Annotated in this window: 17 protein-coding genes; 2 read left to right on the forward strand and 15 right to left on the reverse strand. The window is 55.7% G+C overall.

Features of this window, described 5'->3' with window-relative positions; translation table 11 throughout:
* Positions 1 to 8 precede the first annotated feature (8 nt).
* The 9 genes from EH198_RS18870 to EH198_RS18910 form a co-directional block, all read right to left on the reverse strand.
* On the reverse strand, positions 9 to 785 hold the full coding sequence (locus EH198_RS18870; protein ID WP_124697078.1) for an ABC transporter ATP-binding protein: 777 nt from the start codon (positions 783 to 785) through the stop codon (positions 9 to 11).
* Between the two features lie 367 nt (positions 786 to 1,152).
* Complete coding sequence (locus tag EH198_RS18875) at positions 1,153 to 2,358, reverse strand: radical SAM protein (RefSeq protein ID WP_221621541.1); 1,206 nt, start codon at positions 2,356 to 2,358, stop codon at positions 1,153 to 1,155.
* Positions 2,348 to 3,748 carry a nitrogenase component 1 gene (locus EH198_RS18880; protein WP_124697080.1) on the reverse strand — a complete coding sequence of 467 codons (1,401 nt, stop codon included), beginning with the start codon at positions 3,746 to 3,748 and terminating at the stop codon, positions 2,348 to 2,350. Before EH198_RS18880 ends, EH198_RS18875 begins: the two co-directional genes overlap by 11 nt.
* Position 3,749: 1 nt before the next feature.
* Positions 3,750 to 5,153 (reverse strand): nitrogenase component 1, encoded by a 1,404-nt coding sequence (locus EH198_RS18885; protein ID WP_124697081.1) that lies wholly within the window; start codon positions 5,151 to 5,153, stop codon positions 3,750 to 3,752.
* Between the two features lie 11 nt (positions 5,154 to 5,164).
* Positions 5,165 to 6,031 (reverse strand): nucleotide-binding protein, encoded by an 867-nt coding sequence (locus EH198_RS18890; protein ID WP_124697082.1) that lies wholly within the window; start codon positions 6,029 to 6,031, stop codon positions 5,165 to 5,167.
* A 67-nt stretch (positions 6,032 to 6,098) separates the two neighbouring features.
* Positions 6,099 to 7,325 (reverse strand): methionine adenosyltransferase, encoded by a 1,227-nt coding sequence (gene metK / locus EH198_RS18895; RefSeq protein ID WP_124697083.1) that lies wholly within the window; start codon positions 7,323 to 7,325, stop codon positions 6,099 to 6,101.
* Positions 7,326 to 7,586: 261 nt separating this feature from the next.
* Positions 7,587 to 8,531, reverse strand: coding sequence for a phosphotransferase family protein (locus tag EH198_RS18900; protein ID WP_124697084.1), 945 nt, complete (start codon positions 8,529 to 8,531; stop codon positions 7,587 to 7,589).
* Positions 8,532 to 8,751: 220 nt separating this feature from the next.
* Entirely contained in the window at positions 8,752 to 9,615 is an 864-nt protein-coding gene (locus EH198_RS18905) for a fumarylacetoacetate hydrolase family protein (RefSeq protein WP_124697085.1), read from the reverse strand.
* Between the two features lie 32 nt (positions 9,616 to 9,647).
* Complete coding sequence (locus EH198_RS18910; RefSeq protein WP_124697086.1) at positions 9,648 to 10,421, reverse strand: Cof-type HAD-IIB family hydrolase; 774 nt, start codon at positions 10,419 to 10,421, stop codon at positions 9,648 to 9,650.
* A 180-nt stretch (positions 10,422 to 10,601) separates the two neighbouring features.
* On the opposite strand from EH198_RS18910, the gene EH198_RS18915 reads away from it, so the two are divergent.
* Entirely contained in the window at positions 10,602 to 11,696 is a 1,095-nt protein-coding gene (locus EH198_RS18915; RefSeq protein WP_124697087.1) for an LLM class flavin-dependent oxidoreductase, read from the forward strand.
* A 206-nt stretch (positions 11,697 to 11,902) separates the two neighbouring features.
* On the forward strand, positions 11,903 to 13,132 hold the full coding sequence (locus EH198_RS18920; protein WP_124697088.1) for an N-acetylmuramoyl-L-alanine amidase family protein: 1,230 nt from the start codon (positions 11,903 to 11,905) through the stop codon (positions 13,130 to 13,132).
* A gap of 102 nt (positions 13,133 to 13,234) precedes the next feature.
* Here EH198_RS18920 and EH198_RS18925 read toward each other — a convergent pair whose 3' ends face one another.
* The 6 genes from EH198_RS18925 to EH198_RS18950 all read right to left on the reverse strand — a co-directional run bounded on the left by EH198_RS18925 (position 13,235) and on the right by EH198_RS18950 (position 23,613).
* The gene (locus EH198_RS18925; RefSeq protein ID WP_124697089.1) at positions 13,235 to 14,263 is read right to left on the reverse strand and encodes an NADH:flavin oxidoreductase/NADH oxidase; all 1,029 of its coding nucleotides are present in this window, start codon (positions 14,261 to 14,263) and stop codon (positions 13,235 to 13,237) included.
* A gap of 248 nt (positions 14,264 to 14,511) precedes the next feature.
* A complete protein-coding gene (locus EH198_RS18930) occupies positions 14,512 to 15,405 on the reverse strand; it encodes a hypothetical protein (protein WP_124697090.1) in 894 nt (297 codons plus the stop codon).
* Positions 15,406 to 15,473: 68 nt separating this feature from the next.
* Positions 15,474 to 18,215, reverse strand: coding sequence for a GH36-type glycosyl hydrolase domain-containing protein (locus EH198_RS18935; RefSeq protein WP_124697091.1), 2,742 nt, complete (start codon positions 18,213 to 18,215; stop codon positions 15,474 to 15,476).
* Between the two features lie 117 nt (positions 18,216 to 18,332).
* Positions 18,333 to 21,575, reverse strand: coding sequence for a cellobiose phosphorylase (locus tag EH198_RS18940; RefSeq protein WP_124697092.1), 3,243 nt, complete (start codon positions 21,573 to 21,575; stop codon positions 18,333 to 18,335).
* A gap of 225 nt (positions 21,576 to 21,800) precedes the next feature.
* A complete protein-coding gene (locus tag EH198_RS18945; RefSeq protein WP_124697093.1) occupies positions 21,801 to 22,808 on the reverse strand; it encodes a LacI family DNA-binding transcriptional regulator in 1,008 nt (335 codons plus the stop codon).
* A gap of 187 nt (positions 22,809 to 22,995) precedes the next feature.
* Positions 22,996 to 23,613 (reverse strand): hypothetical protein, encoded by a 618-nt coding sequence (locus EH198_RS18950; RefSeq protein ID WP_124697094.1) that lies wholly within the window; start codon positions 23,611 to 23,613, stop codon positions 22,996 to 22,998.
* Positions 23,614 to 23,636: the final 23 nt, after the last annotated feature.

The raw sequence follows: 23,636 nt of genomic DNA on the forward strand, positions 1-23,636 counted from the left end.
AAGACAAGCTAAATGCCCGCTCCGTCGGTCAACTCCAGCTCTTCCACCTTTTCGAACTCGCTGAGCACCTTCAGCCGCAGTTCCTGAAAAGAAGCGGTCGCTTTTTTGCGGGGATACGGAAGATCAATGCCGACGATTTTCCGGATTTTCCCCGGCCGCGGCTCAAGAATGACCACCCGGTTGCCCAGAAAGACCGCCTCGTCGATATCATGGGTTACAAAGATCATCGTTGTCCGGTTGGTCCGCCATATATCCAGCAGCACCGTCTGCATATGCGCCCGGGTAAAAGCATCCAGAGCGCCGAACGGCTCGTCGAGCAGCAGAATTTTCGGATTTCGCAAGAGAGCCCGGGCAATTGCCACCCGCTGGGCCATGCCGCCGGACAGTTCGCGGGGATAGGACTTCTCGAATCCCTTCAGCTTCACCAGCTCGATCAGTTCATCCACTTTCTTCCGGACTCCGGGATCGCGCAGCGACAGATCGGAAGCGATATTCTTCTCCACGGTCAGCCAGGGAAAAAGGCGATGCTCCTGAAAAATAAACCCCTTGTCAATGCCCGGGCCGTTGATCTTCGCCCCTTCCAGCGTGACCGTCCCGCTGTATCCGCCGTCCAGACCGGCGACGATGCGCAGCAGCGTGCTTTTGCCGCAGCCGCTCGGGCCGATCACCGTTATGAATTCCCCTTCCTCCACATGGAGCTCGACATTGTGCAGCGCCTGCACCGGACCGCCCGCGGTTTCGAAAGACTTGTTCAGATTGGAAATGTCCAGCAGCGTTTCGCCCATACCCGTTCCTCCTTTACATTCAAGCCGCAACTTATCCATCTTGCACAAAAAAACAGAGGTATCGCGTCTTGCAACGCAACACCTCTGTCTGAACAGTCGGTATACTGTGATTTAATTCATAGTATTTTTATGTGAATTGTGATTATTAAAATATCACCGATTTGCAAGGCTGTCAACGAAAAAATAAAATTCGCAGCGGCGGCTTCCTCTGTTGCAAGAAGAAACAGCTTCACCGTCCTTTTAGGGACGGTGATGTTTCTCGTAGAAATATCAGATTAAGGATAAACGCGAAGCTTATACTTTCTGATATTTGGAAAAAGACCGCCCGATTTCGATCAGGCAGTCCTTTTCGTTCAGCAGTTAACCGCTATGCTATCCGATCGCTCTCTTTCGCATTCTCTCCGGCAACCTCGCCGAATGCGGGAACAATCTCCTCATCGATCGCAAACAAATCGTGAATCAGGAAATTCGGGCTTGGCGCAATATCGAAGTAGTCCTTGTAAGAGAACCCGTACTTCTTAAAGATCTCATGGCATTTATAAGCCATGTCCAAATGCCATTCCGCATGCGGCGTCCGGTGGCCTTCCAGCGCCGATCCCGGATTCGGCGTCCAGGCCCCGGTCAGGGACAGCACGCCGATGGAAGCGAAGTACTCCACACCCTCAAGCGTCGCCTTCTTCGGTTCGATACCCGCGACAAAGCCCGATCTCACCTTGCCTTTGCCGAACACCTTGGCCGCGTACTCGATCGCTTTGATCCAGTGCTCCCGGCCGCCGCATTCCGCCACCTTGCCCGGAAGAATCGCAGCGTAAAAGTTCGGGTCCCACATCTCCAGGTTCATCGCCAGAGTCCGGAAGCCCGCTTCCTTGTAGCGGTCGATAATGTCCAGATCCAGCGGCGCTCCAATAACCGCGGTGCCGTTGAAATCCCGGAGTCCGGTGCTCTCCTGAATCGCCTCGGCGACGTCGATGTAATAGTCGACCTCCCGCCGCTCAGGCACAAATCCTCCGGTTAGGTTCGTATGCGTCACCCCGTCGAGCCGGTAAGCGGCGGCTACCGCCTCCCCGATCTGCTTTGGATTTTTCCATTTGATGCCCTGAATTTCCGAGTACGTATCCTTGGTCGCGTTAATATTGCAGAACAGGCAATCCTGCCCCTTTTCTTTCAGCGAGCATTCATTGCTGTAGGCGATGGAAACCGTTCCTCCCCCCGTATACCCGGAAGCGTACCCGGCAATCCGCGAGAATGGCGTGCCGTCGGAAGCGCTTAGCGCATAATATTTGGGCCGCTTGTCGAACGATACGGGAAAGAGCTCTTTGCCTTTGTGCGTCAGCACGTACTCGCCGCCGTCATATACAATCCGGAAGTCCGATCTGCTGTCCCAGTGGAAGGCGACCCGCAGACCTCCGGGCGTGGTGTAGCCGGTGGGCAGGTCGAAGCCCTCGTGGGTCTCGTGGTCCATTTCAAAGCATAAATGAACCTGCTCCTGAACCTCTCCTCCCAAATCAAGATGCCGGAATATGGCCGGATCGGCCGCTACTCCCTCGATATTCACTTCATTTTTAATTTTCAATTCCTGATAAAGCCGGCTTTTGATTTGCTCCCTGCTCATTCTTCTCACTCCCCGCACCCGTTTGATATAGTAAATGCGCTGAATCCACACTCAAAATGCCGCTCCCCAAATCCTCCAGCAGCGTGAACGCGCCGTCAAAGCCGGCGTACCCTTTCGTCAGCACGATTCGGTCCGCAACCGGAAAAGATACGGGAATGAACGGAATCCCTTTGCGCTCAGCCGCGCGTCGCTCAATCGAGCTTCCGAGCAGCAGCTCAATATCCTCCGATATCACCAGTTCCTCAATGGCCTTGGCGTCACTCTCAAATACAATTCTGGCTTCCGATCCCGGCTGCCGTTCATTCCATTGACGGACAATAGCGCTGCGGGCCGGCTGCGGAATGTCGTCGGTGAGGACAATCAGGGAAGGCAGCAGGCCGAGCGGATCGGTCAGGAAGCGGGCCGTACCGAGCACGGCTGCGCTGTCGCCGACCAGGGCGAATTTTTTCTGAAAGCCGTACTTGTAGTAAGCGTCCAGAAACTGCACAATATAATACCGCTCTTTTTGTTCTTTGAGACCGATCCATGCCTCAACCTTTTCCTGCTCCAGATCCAGCTGTTTCCCGATGCAGCGCAGCCATTCTCCTGTCTGCCGGGCGCCCACCGGATACCCTTCGAAGTGAACATAGGGGATACCGGCGTTTCTTTCCAGCCACTCACAGATCGGAAGGCTGTGCGAGGAGAAAGAGACATTCAAAGCCGCATTAAAAAGGGTTGTCCATTCTCCCTTATCCGCATCCGGCCCAAACAGCACATTCACGTCCGCTCCGATACCCTCCAGGCTGTCCTTGAGACCCTTCAGATTTCCGCGCCAGTACACATCCTGCTCCGGAATGATGCCGAACAGATTCACAAGACGGCTGTTCTTCCCGCCGGCGGGCACGGCCAGCTTATCGAATTGACGCAGTATCCCGGTCACCGCGGCCGTATAGCCGTTGTGGACGCTTCCTTTAAAGCCGGGGGTACTGATGTGTATCGCTTTAAACTGCTGCTCCTGCAGTTCCTTGGTCATCGCCGGCACATCGTCCCCGACAAGCTCGGGCGTACACCCGGTCAGCACCACATAGAAGTCGCCTTCCTTAATTTTCACTGTATTTTTAAGCTGCTCCCTGAGCCTTGAGCTTCCCCCGAACACAACCTGTCTTTCCAGAAAATTGGTTGACGGGAGGCCGAGGCCGCCCGTGTAGCCGGAACCTCCGCCTCCGCTAAGGCTGCTGACTCCGGCATACTGCTGTACGCCGCAGCCCAAGGTGGAATGGATGATCGGCACAGCGCCTTCAATCGACTTGATCGTCTGGACCGCTCCATGCAGCATACAGCTGTTCCGGTTTCCCGCCGTCGTCGTTCCCATCCTATTTCACCTCCTGCTTGATATGCCAGTTGACGCTTTTGCTCAGCCAGCCCGCCCGGTAAGAGGTGCTTCCGGGGCTTAAATAGCGGCTAAGCGACGGGTTGCGCAGCGCTTTGGCAAAAAGCGGGGCAAGTTCTTGAACGCCACCGAAACCGTACACATCCACGGAATCGACAGCCGCAGCCGCGATCCCCGCTCTGGCCGCCCACACGGCCGCTTCTCCAAGCCCGATATACAGTCCGGGTTTTAATTTCCCCAGCGCGTTGATCTTCTCGAAAGGCTGCCCCGGCTGGATGAGTACCTGCGGATTACTCCGGCCGGCCCATTCCCTGAGTCTGGAGACATGCGAACTGTCGGCGTGGGTCAAACTTAAAGCCGCCACTTCTCCCCCCAGCTCTTCCACGAATTCCGCTATTCCGAACGCTTGCTCCGGAGGAAGGTCGATAAAGACGGAGACGCCATCCAGACGCTGCTGCTTAAGGCCTATCGCCGCCGCAGCCTGTTTCTCTTCGATATAAGCCTGCGCCTGTTCGGTGGAGCCGCCGGCTCCAGCGGCGGCAAGCAGCCACCGCTCCGTTCCGGCAAGGCCGATCGGCGCCGTCTCCTGTAAGTGAACGACGCCGTGCGCCTCTTCCAGCCAATCCAGCAGGTAACGGGAATCATCCTTATCAATGGCAATGGAGGCCAAGGCGTTCAGCGATTGCTGTAACGCAGCAATCGTTAAGCCCCCGACTACGTTGTTATACGAAATCCCGGCTCCATTCAAATCTTTGACAATGTGGTTCGTTCTCGTTCCGGCTGTGCCGATCACGTTAACGGCCGGGAGGGGGAGCGCATCGGGATCTTCTTTCAATACGTATTTGGCCAACGCATGAAATACCAGATCATAACCGTACACAGCCGTTTTGGAGCGGAAGCCTGCGGCAAATACCGGTATTACCGGAATGTCGAACTGATCTTCTTTCTCCGTCGCAGCGGACTGGATATCGTCATTGTTAATGGCGACGACAGACGTTGCGAGGATAAAAATAATCTCGGGACGCCATGTCCGGTACGCCCGATCCACCGCTTCCCTAAGCTTGTCGTCGGCGCCCAGGATCGAGTCGTTCTCTTCAATATTCGTGATCAGCCAGGGACTGCCTCCCGCCCTGAGCTCATCTTCAAGCTTGATTGCTCCGCAGCCCGGCGGACCGTGAATAATGGTGACACTGCCGTGAATACGGCCCAGAAGCCGAATCGCACCAATCACTTCGTCGTCGCCTGTTTCCGAATAGGTGCGGATTCTTTGTCTCGGCTCTTCCTTCTCCAGTTCATCCGCTAAAGAAGCGCTGTCGCCGTAGAAAGCGGTCAGCGCTCCCTTTCGCTTTTCCCTCGTCCGGGGAAGCCTTTGTCTGATTTCGTTCATGGTTCGTCTCCTTAGCGCGCAGCGGCGGAGAAGGAAGCCGCCTCCTGGTTGATGGCATCTCCCCAACTTCTGGCCCAATCGCGAAGATCAGTAACATTCAGCGGATTCGGAATGGTTAAGTTCTCATTGTTTGCAACATGCGCGGCCAACTTCCGGTACACATCGGCCTGTTCCGAGCCGGGGCTGGCTTCAATCACTGTTTTGCCGTACAGTTCGCTCTGGGCGACTACCGGCGAACGGGGGACGAAACCGGCTACGGCCGTACCCGTTCGGCTCGCGAAATCCGCAATCAGCGACTCGGGATACCCGGGCAAAATACTGTTTCCGATGACGCCGCCAAGCTTCGCTCCTCCGGATGGCGCGTATTTGCCGATCGCCTTGAACAGATTGTTGGCCGCGTAGATCGCCATGAAGTCCGAGGAGCTGACCACATAAGCTCTGTCGGTAATTCCGTCGCGGATCGGTACGGCGAAGCCGCCGCACACCACGTCTCCCAAGACATCATACAGCACGTAATCGGCTTCGTATTCTTCGAAGACATTCAGCTCCTGCAGCAGGCCGACGGCTGCGTTGATGCCGCGTCCCGCGCAGCCGACGCCCGGCACAGGGCCGCCCGCTTCGATGCAGAGCACGCCCTTAAAGCCAACCGCAGACACATCCTGCAGTTTCACATTGGCGCTGTCTCTCAGGCTGTCAATTACCGTCGGCAAATAGTCGCCGCCCCTAAGTGTGTTGGTGGAATCGCTCTTGGGATCACATCCGATCTGGATCACCCGGTAGCCCGCTTCCGCGAGAGCAGCGCTGATATTGGATGTGGTTGTCGATTTTCCAATGCCGCCCTTGCCGTAGATTGCAATATGCTTAGCTGTTTTTGCCATTCTTTATTTCCTCCTATCTGCATATCCTCTTGGTCTGCCGGTTGTTACTCCGGCTTTAGCTCAGTAATTATTTAGCGGAAGACGATTCGGCCGCTCCAACCGCCAATTCTGCGGCTGCGGCTTTCAAAGCCTCCGCTTTATCCGTGCGCTCCCACGGCAAATTCAGATCGCTTCTTCCAAAATGTCCGTACGCCGCCGTCTGTCTGTAGATCGGCCGTTTGAGATCAAGCGCCTTGATAATGGCCCCCGGTCTCAGGTCAAAGTTCGCCTTCACAATTTCCGAGATCCGGTCGTCGGGTATGATTCCGGTGCCGAAGCTGTTCACTGTTACGGAAACCGGGCTAGCCACTCCGATCGCGTAGGCCAGCTGGATTTCGGCTCTGCGAGCCAACCCGGCCGCGACGATGTTCTTGGCTACATAGCGGGCGGCGTAAGCGGCGCTTCTGTCCACCTTCGTCGGGTCCTTTCCGCTGAACGCGCCACCGCCATGGCGGGCGTAACCACCGTAAGTATCAACGATGATCTTTCTGCCGGTCAGTCCGGCGTCGCCGTTCGGCCCGCCCACGACGAACCGTCCCGTCGGGTTAATATAATATTTGGTATTCTCGTCCAGCAGATTTTCCGGAACCGTCGGCTCCACCACATGCTGAACAATATCCTTCCAGATTTGATCCAGTCCGATTTCCGGGGCATGCTGCGTCGAAACGACGATGGTATCCACCCGGACGGCTCGGTCCCCGTCATATTCCACCGTTACCTGCGTCTTGCCGTCCGGCCGCAGATAAGGCAGCAATCCGCTCTTTCTGGCTTCTGTCAGTCTTCTCGCCAGGCGATGGGCAAGGGAAATGGGAAGCGGGAACAGGTCCGGCGTTTCATCCGTCGCATAGCCGAACATCAATCCCTGGTCGCCCGCTCCGATTTCGCCGCCGTTCTCTTCGGCGTTCTCGATCTGCCTGGTTTCCAGCGCGTTGTCCACGCCTTGGGCGATATCGGCCGATTGTTCGTCAAGCGAACTGAGAATGCCGCAGGTGTTGCCGTCGAAGCCGAGAGCGGAATTGTCATAGCCGATCTGCACGATCGTCTCTCTGGCGATCGCGGGAATATTAACGTTCGCCGAGGTCGAGATTTCTCCGGCAATCAGGACGAGACCCGTAGTTACCGCAACCTCGCAGGCCACTCTTCCGTCGGGGTCCTGCTCCAGGATCGAGTCCAATATGGCGTCCGAGATTTGGTCGCAAATTTTATCCGGATGCCCTTCCGTTACGGACTCCGATGTAAACAGATATTTTGTCATTGCCTCAACCTCATTTCATTGTGATATAATTCACACTCAAGGGCAGCAGTCTCACTTCGGACATGGATCAAACAAATAAAGGCTCTGAAGATTACAGCAGCAGTACCCAAGAGTACAGCGCCGTGTCTACAGAGCCTCCGGTGATCCGGTCAACTTTTCCAACTAAGCTTATAGGATTAATACATATATTAAGTGCGTCCGGTAAAGTTTGTCAATAAGATTATTTACACCCCGGATTCGCATATCCTCCATACTTCCTTCTCATTCCTGTTGTCCACCCAATCGCTTCATCAGGCTAGCTTGATAACGTTCAATCCGCTCCGTCACGATCCGGTCGGTCAAACCGGTCATCCCGAAAGCCGCCCAACCCCCATACACCTGCGGAGGGCCATCGCACAATCCGTCGAACAGGGACAGCAAATCCCAGTAAGGATGATAAGTGAATGAGGCGCCCGCATGATCAATATAAGCCTGCAAAAAAGCTTCTGCCGCCTCCACGCCGTACAGCTGAGCCAAATTCAGCCGGCAATGGCCCACATCGGCTCCCGCCGGCCCCCGGCATGCGTTCGGCCAGTCGACGATCCCGCTGACGGCGTCTCCCAGCCACAGCACGTTGGCCGGATGGTAATCGCGGTGAATAAACCGCGGCTCGTACTGCGGCCGGCTATTTTTGACGAAGCCCACCGCTTCTCCCCAACTGTCCCTCCGCGACGTCCAGGCGGGCGGCTCCAGAGCGTCGATATCGGTATACGAGAAATGAGTCCAGGGAAAATCCCCGGCCGGAACGGCATGCACCTCCGCCAACGCTTCCGCAAGTCCCTTCAGCCAGCTGTGCATATCCCGCGGCTTCAGAATCACATCTCCGGGCAGCATCGTCATGAGCACGGCCGGCAGCCCGCAAGCTCTGCCGTCATTATCGACACCCAGAAGCTTCGGTGAAGACACCCGCCCCAAGCCGGACCGGATAAGCGCTTCCGACTCATGGGCAGCCAAATCAGGTTCTTGTTTTAGCCATTGCTCATTGTCGTACAGACGAATTACCGCATCCTGCGAATTCGCGCCTTCTTCTAGTCTGACCTGATATAAGGCGGAAGACGTGCTGCCAGGAAGACGCCGGATTTCCCGGACGTGAACGGGCTGGCTCCCCAAACCGGCAATCCATTTCAGCACACGCTCCGGCAGGCTGCCCGAGTGTCCATTCTCCATTGTCTCCATCCTTTCTTCATGCGGCAGGCCCGAGTCTCAAGCCGCCCGCATTCAGACCGTAAAATTTTAACGCCATTAAAGCTTCACTCCGTTAGTAGCACATAAGAGAACCACTCCCGGCTGCGAATCCGTCGCCTCCGCAAATGGAGCATGAATATCCGCGTCCGGGGCACCGATAATGCCGCAACGCTACCATTCCTCCGATTACCGTTACTCAAAATTACTCAAGCCGGTTCTCCAACGTGCCCAGTCCTTCGATTGTAACCGCCAGTTCGTCACCAGACCGCAGCCACGTCCGCTCTCCCTCCGGCTTGCCGAGAATCACGCCCTCCGGCGTGCCGGTAAAGATCAAATCTCCGGGTTCAAGCGTCATGTATCTCGAAATATAGCTGACCAGCTCCGCGCAGCCGAAGATCATGTCCCGCGTGTTCGCCGACTGGCGCAGTTCCCCGTTCACCCGGCACTCGATGTTCAGGCTGCCGGGATCTACTTCATCAGAGGTAACCACGTAGGGGCCAACCGGAGCAAAACCATCCAGCGATTTGCCGAGCAGCCACTGGCTTGTGCGGAACTGCAAATCTCTCGCAGACAGATCATTGCCGACCGTATAGCCGAACACGCTGGAAAGAGCCTCCTCCTTCGTCACCCGGGATGTCCGCTTTCCGATGATCAGCACAAGCTCCGCTTCGTAATCAAACTGCGACGTGCCGCCCGGCAGGGCAACCGTCTCCCGGTGAGCAGCCAGACTATTGTTAAATTTACTGAACAGCACCGGAACAGAGGGCGTTTCAAGCCCAGACTCCTCCGCATGGCTTCTGTAGTTCAATCCGACACAAATGATTTTTTGAGGACGCGTAACACAAGGCGCATACACGATATCCTCTTCCTTCAGCCACTGCGAATTACCGCGAACAAGTTCTTGAAGCAGTGGGATTGCCACAGTGCTGTCCTTAATGACTTCCTCCATAAAAAAAGGAACCTCCAGCCCGCTGCTGCGGGCCGTTAATTCCACGTCCATGACTCCATTTGCAGTCTTCACGCCAAGTCTTGCCTGTCCGTCCTTCATGAACTGAAGCAGCTTCATTGCAAACCCTCCCTCGTTTATGTATCGGCCGGCTAAATCAAACCCGCTTTGACCAATCCGTTATATATGCCGCCTTCGTCCACATGATCAGTTACGAAATCCGCATAGGGAATGAGTTCTTCATGCGCGTTCCCCATGGCGATGCCCAAACCGGCCGACTCCAGCATCTCCTTATCGTTCAAGCCGTCGCCGAATGCTACCGACTCCTCGCGGCTTATACCCAGCCTGTTCAGCATGGCTTCCATGCCCTTGGCTTTGGAGCTTCCCGGCGGGAGCACATCCATTGCGAGCGGATGCCAGCGGATCAGCCGAAGCCGGGACAGCAGTTCTTCATACAAGGCTTCCTCATGGCTCTCACAATGGAGGAACATCTGGTAAATATCGTTGCTTTTCCAAAAGCCCGGGTCAAAGCCCGGATGGTCCACCTTAAGCGTATTCACGGATTCGGTTACATAAGGATGGTCCTCGCTGTCCGCGAAATAGGTATGTTCGCCCTGGAACACCAAGGAATGCTTGTGCCGGGCCGCCAGTGCGATCAGCGCTTCAATCGTTCCCTTGTCCAGGGGCTGCTTGTGCAGCGTCTTGCCTTTGTACACGGCATAGGCCCCGTTCAAGCATACATAGGATTCGATGCCCAGCGCTTCCGCCAAAGGCTTGATAAAATAAGGCGCGCGACCCGTGGCAATTACCGGCTCCACGCCATTTTCCTTTAACATGGAAACGGCCTCCAGCGTATCCGCCGGAATTTCCTTCTCCTCGTTGACCAGCGTTCCGTCGATATCGAAAAACACAATTTTATAAGCCATCTGTTCCTGCTCCTATCATTTCGCCGTATTGTATTCCCGGCGTTTTTTTCCGCTTATTTAACCTCCTAAACTTATCACGATTTATTTGCAGCGGGCAAGAAACTTGAGGCGTTTCGCACGGAAACTGGTATAATAATCAAAACTATTCATGTCCACAGACCGTTAAAAGGAGCCTTTTTCATGACCAATCCAAACCATGAACCGACGCTGCCCGGCGGCAGCTTTGAATTCGGGGTATATACGCTCGGAGATATTGTTGCCGATCCCATATCGGGACAAGCCGTAAGCCAGTACCGCCGGCTTCAGGATATTGTTGCCGCAGCTAAGCTGGCGGACGAGGCCGGACTCGACGTATTCGGCGTAGGAGAGCATCACCGGCTGGATTTTGCCGTCTCCTCGGTCCCCGTCGTGCTTGCCGCGATTTCCCAGGTAACGAGCCGGATCAAGCTGTCCAGCACAACCATGGTGCTCGGCACTCTCGATCCCGTGCGGCTGTTCGAGGATTTCGCCACTTTGGACCTTCTGTCGGATGGTCGCGCGGAAATTATGGCCGGACGCGGCGCGTTTACGGAATCCTTCCCTCTATTCGGTTATGACCTGAACGACTACCAGCAGCTGTTCGCCGAGAACCTCGCTCTCCTGGAGCAGCTCGGCGACCAGGAGATCGTGAACTGGCAGGGCGCCTTCCGCCCGCCGCTGAAGGACGCCGAAATTTCGCCCCGTCCCCTGCAGCAGAAGCTTCCCCTCTGGGTCGGCGTCGGCGGCACTCCTGCTAGCGCGGAAAGAGCCGGAAGACTTGGAGCCGGCATGGCGATCGCCATCCTTTCCGGCAGTCCGGAGCGGTTCCGCCACTTGGCCGACCTTTACCGTCAGGCGGGAGCCGAAGCCGGCCATTCGCCAAAGTCCCTCAAGGTAGCCGTAACCAGCCACGGATATATCGCCAAGACCTCCAAGCAGGCGCTTGACGATTTTTACCCTTATTATCTGAACTATCTGAACGGCTTCATGGCCCAGGCGGGAAATGAGTTCCGGTTCACACGCGAAGATTTCGAGGCGTACACCCGACCGGGCGAAGCACTGGCCGTAGGAAGTCCGCAGCAGATCATCGAGAAGATTCTGTACCAGCATGAGCTGTTCGGTCATACCCGCTTCATGGCCCAAATGGATGTTGGCGGCATGCCTTTCTCTAAAGTCGCCTCGGCCATCGAGCTGCTTGCGGCGGAAGTAGCCCCCATCGTCCGCCGGGAGATCGCCCGCAAGAACGGCACTTCTTGATCTTCGTTCGTTCATGCGGAAGATCATCCCGTTAGCCGAGCTAAATGAAAAAAGAAAGAGTTTCGGCTGCAGGATTTCGCTGATCCTTAAGGCCCGCTTCTTTAAGACGCAGGCATCAATTTGGCACACTACGGGTTTTCTTTTGCCCCGGAACGGGTAAAGGGTGAAGGATCAACAGGAATTTCATCATAAAGCGAGGCCTAAATATGAATAAGCACATACATAGAATTCCCGGGCCTGACCCGGTCAAGCGGGATAAGGGCAGGCACTCGGAAAGGCGCAGCGGGTTCGCGGCGCTCAAGCGGCTGGCCTGGCTGGCCGCCGGCGTGTCCATAACCGTCCTCAGCCTTGCACTGACCTCGTTCACGGTCCGGGCGGACGGCTACACCGCTAAGGTATACGCCACCTCTCTTAAGGTGCGCAGCGAGCCGGCGAGCGCAGCGGCGGTCAAGGGATCGGTCAAAGGCGGATCGATCGTAACCGTGACCGAGGAGCAGCATGGCTGGGCCAAGATTTCAGCCGGAAATATGACCGGCTGGGTCGCGGGATATTACCTTAAGAAGGCCGGCGGCGCAGCGGCTTCGGACCCAATATCCCGCACCGCGGCGAACGTGCATACGGCCGGCGGCCGTTCTACGGCGACGGTTACGGCAGACTCGCTGCGCATCCGCAGCGGCCCCGGAACCGGCTATGATGCCGTCGGATCGCTTAAGGCCCGCGATATCGTTACGGTTCTCTCCCGCCGGTCCGGCTGGCTGAACATACGGACCGCAAGCGGAGCCGCCGGCTGGGTCGCGGAGCCGTATGTTACCGCCGGATCATCGGCATCCTTTGCTGTCGGCGTAAGTCAGACGAGCGGCGGCAGTACCGGCAGCAGACCTGCGTCAGCCGGTCTGCGCGGGAAGCGGATTGTCGTCGATCCAGGCCATGGCGGAACCGATCCGGGAATGATTGGCACAACCTACGGCACGATGGAAAAGGACCTGAATCTGCAGACGGCGCTGTACTTACGGGATTACCTGACAGCGGCGGGCGCGCGGGTGACTATGACGCGGACCCGCGACGCTCAGCGGCCTACGCTGTCCAGCCGGGCACGGCTTGCCCCGGAGGTCTCGGCGGACGCTTTTATCAGCGTGCATTACAATTCGTCCCCGAAAAAAATATCGGGCACGCTGACGTTCTTTTATTCGGAGTCCGATGACCTGAAGCTGGCCCGCGCCATCGAGCAGCGGCTGGGCCGAGGCGTCGGCCTGAAAAGCAACGGTTTATCCTTCGGCGATTACCACATCCTGAGGGAAAACGAAACGCCGGCTGCCCTGGTCGAACTGGGCTTTCTGACCAGCCCGACGGATGAATCCATCGTCCGCAAGACGTCGTACCAGAAAAAAGCGGCGAAGGCCATCGCGAACGGCATCGCCGACTATTTTTCAAATTAGGCTGTTCGATTTACACAAAAACCCCGTTTCAAGAGATAATCTTGAAACGGGGTTTTAGCTATGCGGACTGCTTGCCACGAACGGCTTGCGGGGCCGAACGCATCAGATAACGAATCCGCGCTCATACTGTCTTGGGATCGCCGTCTCTTTACGCAGCTCGACAGCCGCCGTCAGCGGCCAGTAAGGGTTCTTCAGCATGCCGCGTCCCACAGCAACAAGATCGGCTGAATCGTTGCCGATGACAGCATTGGCAAGCACAGAATCGTCCAGACGGCCAACCGCGATGACCGGAACGTTCAGTCCCTCTTTGATTGCCCTTGCAAGCGGCACCTGGTAAGCGGCATGCGTACCCGGGCGGCCGGCCGCAGTGATCGGGCCTTCGCCTCCGGCGCTGATATGGAACATGTCTACGCCGGCTTCTTTAAACGCCTTGCTGAATTCCAGGCTATCCTCGATGCCATAACCACCTTCAACGTACTCCTGGGCGGAAATACGCAGAATGAGCGGCATGTCTTCCGGCATTTCGCCCTTGACCGCAGCGATCACTTCACAGCCGAACTTCGTCAGATCCTTCCCGTACTCGTCACTTCTCCGGTTGGTAAGCGGTGAGGTGAACTGGTGGATCAAATACCCGTGAGCGCCATGCAGCTCAATGGTGTCAAATCCCGCCTGCACCGCGCGGCGCGCCGCCAGCCGGAACTTCTCCACCATTTCTTTCACTTCACCGGTCGTCAGCTCGCGCGGCGTCTTCGACTCCGTGTTGAACGGAACCGGCGACGATGAGACGGGAACCGGCGCGTCTTCAGCCTTGCGGCCGGCGTGCGCGATCTGAATGCCGACCTTCGCGCCATACCGGTGGCAGTCTTCTACAATTCGGGCAAGAGCCGGAATTTGTTCATCGGACCACAGTCCGAGATCATAATCCGTAATCCGGCCGTCCGGCTCCACATCGGTCATTTCAATAATAATCAATCCCGTCCCGCCAACGGCCCGGCTGACATAATGGGTATGATGCCACTCATTGGCAATCCCATCTTTATTCGTTACCGAATACTGGCACATCGGAGGCAGAACAATCCGGTTCTTGAGTTCCAGTCCTTTAAGTTTGTACGGAGTAAATAAATCGGTCAATGGAATCTCTCCTTATTATGCAAAATGCATGTTCATGCATATAATATCTCATGAAGACAACGAAAGTCAACTTGCCTTCGGCCATCTTCTCCCGCATGAAACAGGCGGCGACAGATCAGCGTTGATTAACGGTTGCTGCGGCTGCAACGCCTTCCTTTAGGTGGCATCCCTTCGTATTTCTGGAGTCCGGAGAACTCTTAGTCATGTAAGAACCGCCCTGCTCACGCAGCGGCGGTCCTTAAAAAGGGTTATTCCGAATAATGGAAGAACTCGTATGTTCGCCTCCAGCCTCTTGAACTTCCCGGGGAAAGCTCAAGTGAAATAAAGATTTCGGGGGATACCACATGGCTCTTGCCCCACAGAGCGCACCGGTCCGCTGCAAAATCGCCGGACTCCCTGACGCCCGCTCCGCTTGGCATATGCGTCAGCTCCCAATAATAGGGTACGGAATCGGCCCAACCCGGGAGACGGGCATAAAATTCCCTGTCCGGCATGGAACGCCACCCGATCTCGCGCCCTTCCGCAGCAAGCAAGCCGCTAGTATAATCCGATTCAACCTCGTCAAAATCAACCGGTACAGGAAAGCGCAGCCGGTAATCCGGTCCGATCGGATGCCGGTCTATGGCAAGGAAATTATGGACATACTCATCGGTCTTCAGAGGTCTGCTCCCCAGGTTCTCCAGCACATAATCAATTTCAATGGACGCTTTCCGAAGCGCAACCCGCTTCTCCAGCCGGAAGGCGTAGCCGCCGCACTCCGCGGGCATGACGACAAAACGGATGCTGCCTTCTTTTACCTCCGTAAGCACTGAATAGGGAAGAACGGGATACTGCCCGGAAAAATGGTAATCCTCATTCTCCCGTTTCGTCAGCAGCCCCACGCCTATTTTGGAAAATTGCCCTCCCGCCGCGGCTTCGTCGTATCCGGCGGGGCTGCTTATGCCGAATTCGCCGCATAGCCCCGTCCCTCCCGTTCCTCGGCCGGCCTCCATGCTTTCGGGCATGCAGAACTCATGAATTTCCGGCCCGGATGTCAGTCTGACCTGGGTAATCCAGCCTGTGCGGTCAAAACGGCTCCCGGTCCCCGTGTCCGGACCTCTGATATCCGCCTCTAAAATTCCGTTTCTCAGAGTATATCCCATTCCTTCGCTCTCCTTCTCGTTACTGGCAGGGCATAAAGGACCGTTGCATGTCTCCACTTGCCTTGGACTCACTCTAATCGCAATTCCAGCACATGCAAACGGTCATCCGGCAAACCGGACAGCAGACTGCGGGAAAGCACGCAGCCGCCGGAAACCGCCTCATAGCTTGCGGCTTCGCCGTTCAATACGCATAAGTCAATATGATAGGAGCCGTAATCCTTCCGCGCGGGATTATGGTAAACGATGTGAAAGTGCCGGCCGGCAAACCTAGCCTTCACCGAGGCCTTTCCATCAGCGTCGAATTGCTCGGACGAAAGCTTCGGTTCAAGCAGCAGGTCGCCCATCCTTCCTTTGACCCCGTATACTTCTATCAGCAGGGTTAGCAGCAGCCAGCTCGCAGAGCCTGTGAGATAGTGATACATCCCCCTGCCCTGCTCGTTGATGTATTCCGGAATTCCCGGATAAATCCGGCTCTGCCCAAAATCGGCGCATAGAGAGTAGATGGAATCCAGCACTGCCTTCCCTTCTTTGACAAATCCGCGCTTGTATAAAGCGTTCGCATACATAACGGTCATATGGCTGAACATGGCTCCGTTCTCTTTATGCCCGAAAGCGAACCCGAACGCCCGACCCAAATTTTGCTGAATGCTGCCAAACCGGGAATTAAGCCGGTAGCCGATCCGAGAATCCAGTAGATGGCGGTTCACAGCTTGAATGACGGCACCGACCTGTTCCTCCGTCGCCACGCCGCTCATAATCGGAAATACCTGTCCCGTCAAGGTCATCCGCACGCCATCCGGGTGATCTCCTTCCACACGGTCACCGTCGTTGTTATAGTAGCCGTTGAACCACTCGCTTCCGTCCTTGGAAGCAATCCATTCCTTGCTTCGAAGATGGTTCTCGGTCCAGCTCGCTTTGCGCTCCAGATCGCCCGCGATCAGGGAAATATCCACGGCCTTCCTGCGGCCGCTGACGGTTCCTGCCACCTGCCCGTAATACCGGTTCAATACCTCATGCTTCCCGGAGACGGAGTCGTAATCGACCGGATGATCCAAAGAGTCGAACAGCACCAGCATTTCTTCGGCCAAATCCACCTTGCCGCTGCCGGTACGCTGACGCAGTTCACGCAGAACGGCCCCGAGCTCCCTTAAATTGCCGGCATAAAAGGCCGTAAACGCCACGCTTTCCCCGCGATCCGCGGCCATGTCCAGCCCGTCGTTCCAGTCCGCCCCTTCCAGCCTCATATGGTTATGCTCTCCCGCCAAATAAAAAGGCGTCAAATGCTGAAGCAGAATATGCTCCAGTATGGTCCCCCGGTAGATTCCCCCTCCCGCCGTTCTCAGCAGATTGCCGCTCTCCGGCGTCCAGGATTCATCCCGTCCCTTGCAGCGGTTCACAAAGGCGTCCTTGAAATAGGTTTGCTCCTGCAGCAGAAAATCCAAATCCCCGCTCTGATTCAGATAGAACAGCGTCGTCAGGAAAGGCCAGGCGCCGTGGTCCATCCAGACGCGGGGAATGTTGTTCCGGTCGGCCACAAATTCTCCGGGAAGCCTGCCGATAATGGTCGCATTGCTTCCGTCGATCCGCACGCCGGCGAAGTTGTTGAACAGCAGCCCCCGGACTTCCTCCGGTTCCATAATCATCAGAGCCAGACAATCCTGCCATAAATCCCGCCACCCTCTTCCGCCGCGTCCATAGTCATGATGGGGCATGAAGGAATTGCCGTACAGCCTGCGCAGAATCGGCTGAAGCGTCACCCATTTCATCCACAGATCAAACTCCTGGTCCGCGGAATGAAACTGAACGGCGTCTACCTTCCCGTGCCAATAAGCCTTCGTCTTCTCCAAAAGGCGGTCGAATTGCGCTTCCGACATATACTCCCGCTTAAAATACTCCTCATCGATCCGGTCTTCCGTAATCGCCATCGCCACGATATAAACTTTCGAGTCTCCCGGTTGTATCGTGGCATCATTGAACCGGATGGCGCCCGCTGCTTCCAAGCCTTCGAGTACCGCTCCGGGGCCGGCCTGCGGCGGGGAGTTAAGGACAACCGCCTCCGGCCATTCATAGGAACCGCCCTCTCCGATGAAGCCTTCCGCCGCCGGGAAGAATCCGGCCGGATTACCGCCATCGCCTTCGCGCCCCAATACGGTATAGGTTACCGTATTGACCCGGTGCCCCCGCTCATCGAAAGACAAGGCGGGCTGCACCTCAATCCCGCCGGCCGAAGTATAGATCCGGTGCAGCAGCGAGGTCACATGCCGGTGATCCCTGAGATCGTCGGCGGATCGGCCATACAGCGGAATCGCCGCCGTAGGCGTCACGGTGATAGCCCGATCACCGGTGTTGGTCAGAGTAACCTTCATCAATTCCACCTTGTCCGGACCCGCGGGAATGAAGCTGACCACCTCGGACTTCAAGGACAGAAGCGGGCTCTCGCGGGTCAGCTTATGCCAGAGAAATCCCGCCTCCAGCTTGACTTGTTCCCGTTCAGCCGGTTCCGCCGCCGCAAAATGGCGGGTGTGCTGGATGGCCGAGTTTCCCGCGCAGGACCAGGGTCCGGCCCCTTCCGCGTATACCCAGAAATTCCGGGAGGCCCGGGAGTTGTGTAGACTTTCGGCGGACACCGGCTCCGACAGGAAGGTGTTATGGTTCGCCTTTATATCTCCATGAAATAGGGGAGTGATGGAAGACATCATCCCCGCCTCGTTGACAAGCGGAAAATACAAATAACTCGTTTGATGGGGATCTTGTAAAATAAAATTGCCGTCCGTGCCGGAGAATTTCCACTTTTGAACGTTGGTCGACATAAACATCCTTCTTTCCGATTGATTTCGAAATCGGTTTCGAAAGTTGGCACTCGCGCCGCAATACCTGCTAGCGCCATGACGGCGAGGGACCATTCGGTTGTCCCTCGCCTCCCGCGGCTATCCCAGCACAACTTCCAGCTCCGGGTATAAGCCGCTTCGCACATCTTCCGCAAGGGCACCCGCCAGCTCGCTGCCCTCCACCCGGGTCTTGTTGCCCGCCTTATCCCTCAGCGTTATGCTGCGGACGAACACTCCTGTGTCCCCAAACGTATCGGCACGCCGTTCATTATGATAGGTGACAGCCGCCGAGCCGAGAAATCTGAACGACAATTTGCCCTCTTCATTAAACAGCCAGCCGGGCAGAACCGGTTCAAGCCTAAGGATGAGTTCTTCATTATTGCCCAGCCGGAAAGGCTGTTTCCCCGCCATCATAAGCAGCCAAAGACTTATAAACTCGGCGGTCGACCCGCTTAACCGGGCCACGTACCCTCTGCCGTGAACGCTCGGGTCGGGATTGGCTCCGCTTGCGAGGAAGGATGAATTCTCCAATGTGCTGCGCCCGTATACGGCCGGGTCCTGAAACGGGATAAGTGTATTTCTGAATTCTTCAAAGAACGGTCCAGTCAGGCCGGTCTTCAGAAGCTCCAGCAAATATTTGTAGGACATATGCAAAAAGATCGATTCGCGCTCCAGCCATCCTGGCGTGAACGCCCGGATTCTGCCAATTTCCTGCGGTTGTCCGTCAAGGCTGACGGATGTTTTGTACATCTTGAGCTTTTCATCGTAGAGGCCGCTTGTCTTCACCACCTGATAAATTGCTCCCGCCTGCTCGGGATTTCCCACCGTCTTCAGCATGTGAACCGGACCTTCAAGAAAAGCTGGCAGCGCTTCGGCGCGGAAACGGCTTACGGTTACAACGGGCAAACCGCATCCGGCGATGACGGGGTTGCCGTTATTATCCGCCAATGGGACGTATTCCTCCGCCTCATACCGGAAATAGGTGGGGACAAGCCCGCCCCCCAGCTCCACGGCCTTGGCGATGCCTTGATCCAGTCTCTGAAGAAACACCTTGAAAATCGTCAGAAGTGTTGAATAGGATACTGGTCTCTCCCGGCCGGTAATTCCGAAGCGGATCGCCTCCCGGTACCGTTCGCGTGCCGAAGCGGCCTGATCCCAGCATTCGAATTCGGTCAGTCTGTTTTTTATCCGTAAGGACACGATTTCATACACCCTTATTAGCAAGTTGTAGATCTCCTCCGGGAGCGCGGCGCTGCGGTCGGCAAAATCCTCATGCTTCCGCATTTCGGATAGCGCTTTCAAAATGAAATCGACCAGCCGCTTCAGCTCAAAGGTCTCTCCCATCCCCGAACCGAACAACCCGGGAAGCCCGTTCATGGCGTCGTTCCACCCCGGCTTGTTTCCCTCCATTTCAATCCCCATTCCGAAAGGATCCAACGTAGACATTTTGATCAGGGCCAGCGACAGCATTTTGACGAACAAATTCGTCCGGTATACTTCTCCTCCCCCGTTCCCGGCCTTCAGCCAGCGGGTTTCTTCCAGTCCGGTTCCGAAGCGGTCCAGCTTCTCCTCATCGTGAACGGCCGCTCCATACTGACGGACCTTCCCGTGCTTCAGCACGGTTTTTTCGCTGCGCGGCAGCACCCTAACAGGACTGTCAAAGAAAAGGCAGGTGCCCGGCGAGAACAGCAGCTCTTCCATTTTGTCCGGAAAAACAGCCCGGTAGCTCTCCACCAAATCCATATTGTAGGTCCAATGGTCGATCCAATAACCTTCGCCGAAATTCGCTTCGATGTTCTGTTCCGACAGGCTGATCAGCTTCTCCAGAAAATCTTCTTCCCCGGCTTGCAGCCGAACCCCGTTGTCTTCTATAAAATGGATGACCCGCCCGGGAGTGTAGGGGCTCGCGACAAGCTTTGCAAGCTCGTTTCGGTGACTGCCCGCCGCGCTTTCCAGCCACGCAGCCAGATCCTTCTGCCGTTTTTCCGGCACCTGGAAGGTGCTTCCTTTTACCTGCAGCGGATTGTATCCGTCTGCTTGAATCAGGCTGAAGAACATATAGACGTTAAATGCCCCCGAATCCGGGTTGAAAAACACATCGTTTCTGCGGTTCTGATTCATATCCCGGAAGTTGCCGTTGCCCTGGGAATAATATTCCGGAGCGAGGGAGAAGAAATTGTAATCCCGTTCCAAATCCCCGTGCTTGCGGGAGAACAAATGATACACCTTGGCCTCTTTGCCTTTGCCGAACAGAATCGGGTATCCGCCTCTCAGCACATTGTCCAGATAGCTCTGTCTGCAGTAAGCGTCGAACAGCGGCGACGAAGTGGAAGTATGCATATCATCCGTGAGTCGTTCCGCCAGCTCGGCGGCCTCTTCGCGTTTCTTGCGGAAATAGTCAGACGAGCAGAGCCGCCCGGCCCGGGAGTTCATCATCTCGATATCGCTCGTATGTCCGATCAGCGTATACAGGTTCAAGCTTTGGCTCGGAGCCAGCTCCGCCGACTTGCCGGTAAAGCCGCAGGGAACCTTGTTCGCTGTAATCTGCGGCCGGCTCATGAGCTCCGCCAAGGAAGTTTTGGCGAATTCGGAAGGATAAGAAAGCGAAGTATTATAGCCAAATATCGTTTCATAATCGACCAATGGGGAGATAAGCCGTTCCTCATCGCTGAACGAGAGATAGAAATGCCCGCCCGCAATCTCGCTGATCTCGGCTTCATCTTTGGTGCTTGAACGGATTTTGAAGAAAGGAATGGCATGCTCCAGATTGTAGACCTCCATCCAGCTACGGAGCAGATTGCCCATCGCCTTGTACCCGGCATTATCCACCCCGTAAGGCAAAATTTCGGGAAGGCCGTCCAGCATCTCCAGCGAAAGGGGCGAATCGGCCAAATTCACAATCTCCACATGTCTGGCCAGCGCGGCAAACCCGTCGTTCGGCACGTTGTAATACACAACTTTGACCTGCAGATTTAACGTACGGTTGATTTCTTCAACGGTCAGTTCGTTGCGCCCGATTCTCATCGTCCGTTTGAGGGAAGCACTCTCCGTCATGTCCTGAAACGGCTCATATACGGAAGACGCTCCTTTGAGCTTAATGAAGGTACGGAATCCGTTCACCGCCACGTTCTTGTAGCTGATGCTTGCCGGGGAGAACTCCATGATCGGAGAGTTTTTGTCCCTGATGCCGAAGCTGGAAATTCCCTGTCCGCGGTTGACATAGAAAGCCCATAAAGGAATCCCTTTCCGTCCGGCCAAGCCGGGAAGAAAGCTTGCGAACGTCTTGGCCTTATCGAACTCCTCAATGACAAAATTCCGATCCTCATAATAATAAGCTGGCATAATTTAACCTCTCTTTCCGTTATACCGTCTGATATCCGTTATACCGTCTGATAAAAGAAAGAACCGTTACATTACATCTCTCGGGCCCGGTACCCGGCAATCACAGTCACAATTGCATTGGAGCCCTATCCAGATCGATAAATCAGCAGCGAAATAGGTTTCGAAAAAAGCCGCGCAGACATCCTTCGGATGTCCTAACAGCCTAAATCGCTATGACGGTCAACGCTATATGGCCCGGCACGAATCCCGTATTACCAGTTCCACAGGCAAAACGACCGATTCCGGAGCGCGGACCGTTTCAATCGAATGGATCAGCATCTGCGCCGCACGGCTGCCCATCTCCTGCACATTCTGGCGAATCGTAGTCAACCCGGGGTATACCAGTCCGGCTGCCTCAATATCGTCGAACCCGATCACGGAAATATGCTCCGGAACCTGCAAACCTCGGTTCCGAATCGCTTTGACGGCTCCGAGGGCCAGATTATCTCCGGCAGCCAGCACAGCCGTTGGTGGCTGCTCCAAATCGAGCAATCGGTTCATCGCCTCATACCCGCTTTCCACCGAAAAAAAGCCTCCGCCCCCGGTAATATACTCTTCTCTCCTCTTTAGCTTCAGCCTGTCGATTGCCATCTCGTAGCCAAGCTGCCGCTGCTGTCCCGCAAACGTATCCGTGCCGCCTGAAATATGGGCGATTTGGCGGTGCCCCAGCTCATACAGGTACTGCACCGCTAGGAAGCTGCCGTTAATATTGTCGGAGCAGATGGTTCCCGCCTGCGACGACTCGAAATCGAGCAGGAAGCAGGGAATTCCGCTCTCCAGCAGCTCTTGCAGGCCCGGGTCCTTGCGATCGGCCATAATAACGATAACGCCGTCTACGCTTCTGAATCTGCAATGCTCCACATAGCTGCTGCTCTTGCCGCCAATATTGTCGGAAATGAACATCAGATCGTACCCTTCCGCCTCCGCTGTCTTCTTGAAGCTGTCAATGACGCCGTTGAAGAACGGATGGCGTATACCCACACCGGAAGGTTCGTTGAACAATATCCCGATCGTCCACGACTTCTTGGTCATCAATGTCCGGGCATGCGAATTGGGCAAGTACCCCATTTCCTTTGCGGCATCCAAAATTTTACCCCGGGTCTTGACGCTGACGTCGTTGTAATTATTGAACACCTTCGACACGGTGGTCGGAGAATAACCCGTCCGTTTGGCGATGTCATAAATGGTAATCAAGGCTGTTCACCCCCTTATCGAAATGGGTTTCGTTCGAGGAGATTGTAATGGCTTTCATAATAAAAGTCAATAGTTGAAACTTAAGGATGTTTGCTAAACCTGATAAATGGATGGGAGAGAAAACTGTGGGGATAAAGGTATTAAAAAAGGGGGATGAGAAAGCCAATATCCCCTCTTCCTGAGCGCGCTAGTGCGTGCTTTTGCCGGATTGATAATATTTCTGCTTGTACTCGTCAAAAGTAATGTTATCCGTTCGGCCCTGGGCGAAGGATTCATAAATAAATTTCCAATACGATACCAGGTCCGCATGTCTTCCCTTGTAGCCCGCCGGAATCTTATATAAGTATTCCAGCGACTTCTCGTCGTCTCCGTCCTGTCCGTAAATATTGTACAGGGCAAGGTTATACATCGCCTTAAGATCTTCGCTTGGATCAGGCACTTTCTCAAAGATCTCTACAACGGAACTGTAGTTCTCACTCTCCAGCGCCTTGTCGACCGCAGCCCAAACTTCTTTGTCTTCATGAGCCGCAGAGCCGCTTGCCCCGCCTGACGCCGATTTGTCAGGAGCCGCCGACACGCTTGCCTCCGGTGATGGTGCCGCGCCAGTTGCAGCCGGGCTGGCGTCGTCCGGCGCTCCGCTTGGACCCGCTGTCGGCAGGGAGGCCTCGCTTGACGGAGCCGCCGTTGCCGCCGCCAGAGCCGGGGTCTCTTTTGCCCCTTGTCCCGGGGTTGAAGCTGTCCCGTTCCCGCATCCGGCGGAGGCGAGCAAGATCGCAACAACAGCCATGGTTGTAAGTAATTTCATAGATAATGACCCCTACTTTTTTT

This window comes from Paenibacillus rhizophilus (genome assembly GCF_003854965.1).
Classification (GTDB): Bacteria; Bacillota; Bacilli; order Paenibacillales; family Paenibacillaceae; genus Paenibacillus_AQ; species Paenibacillus_AQ rhizophilus.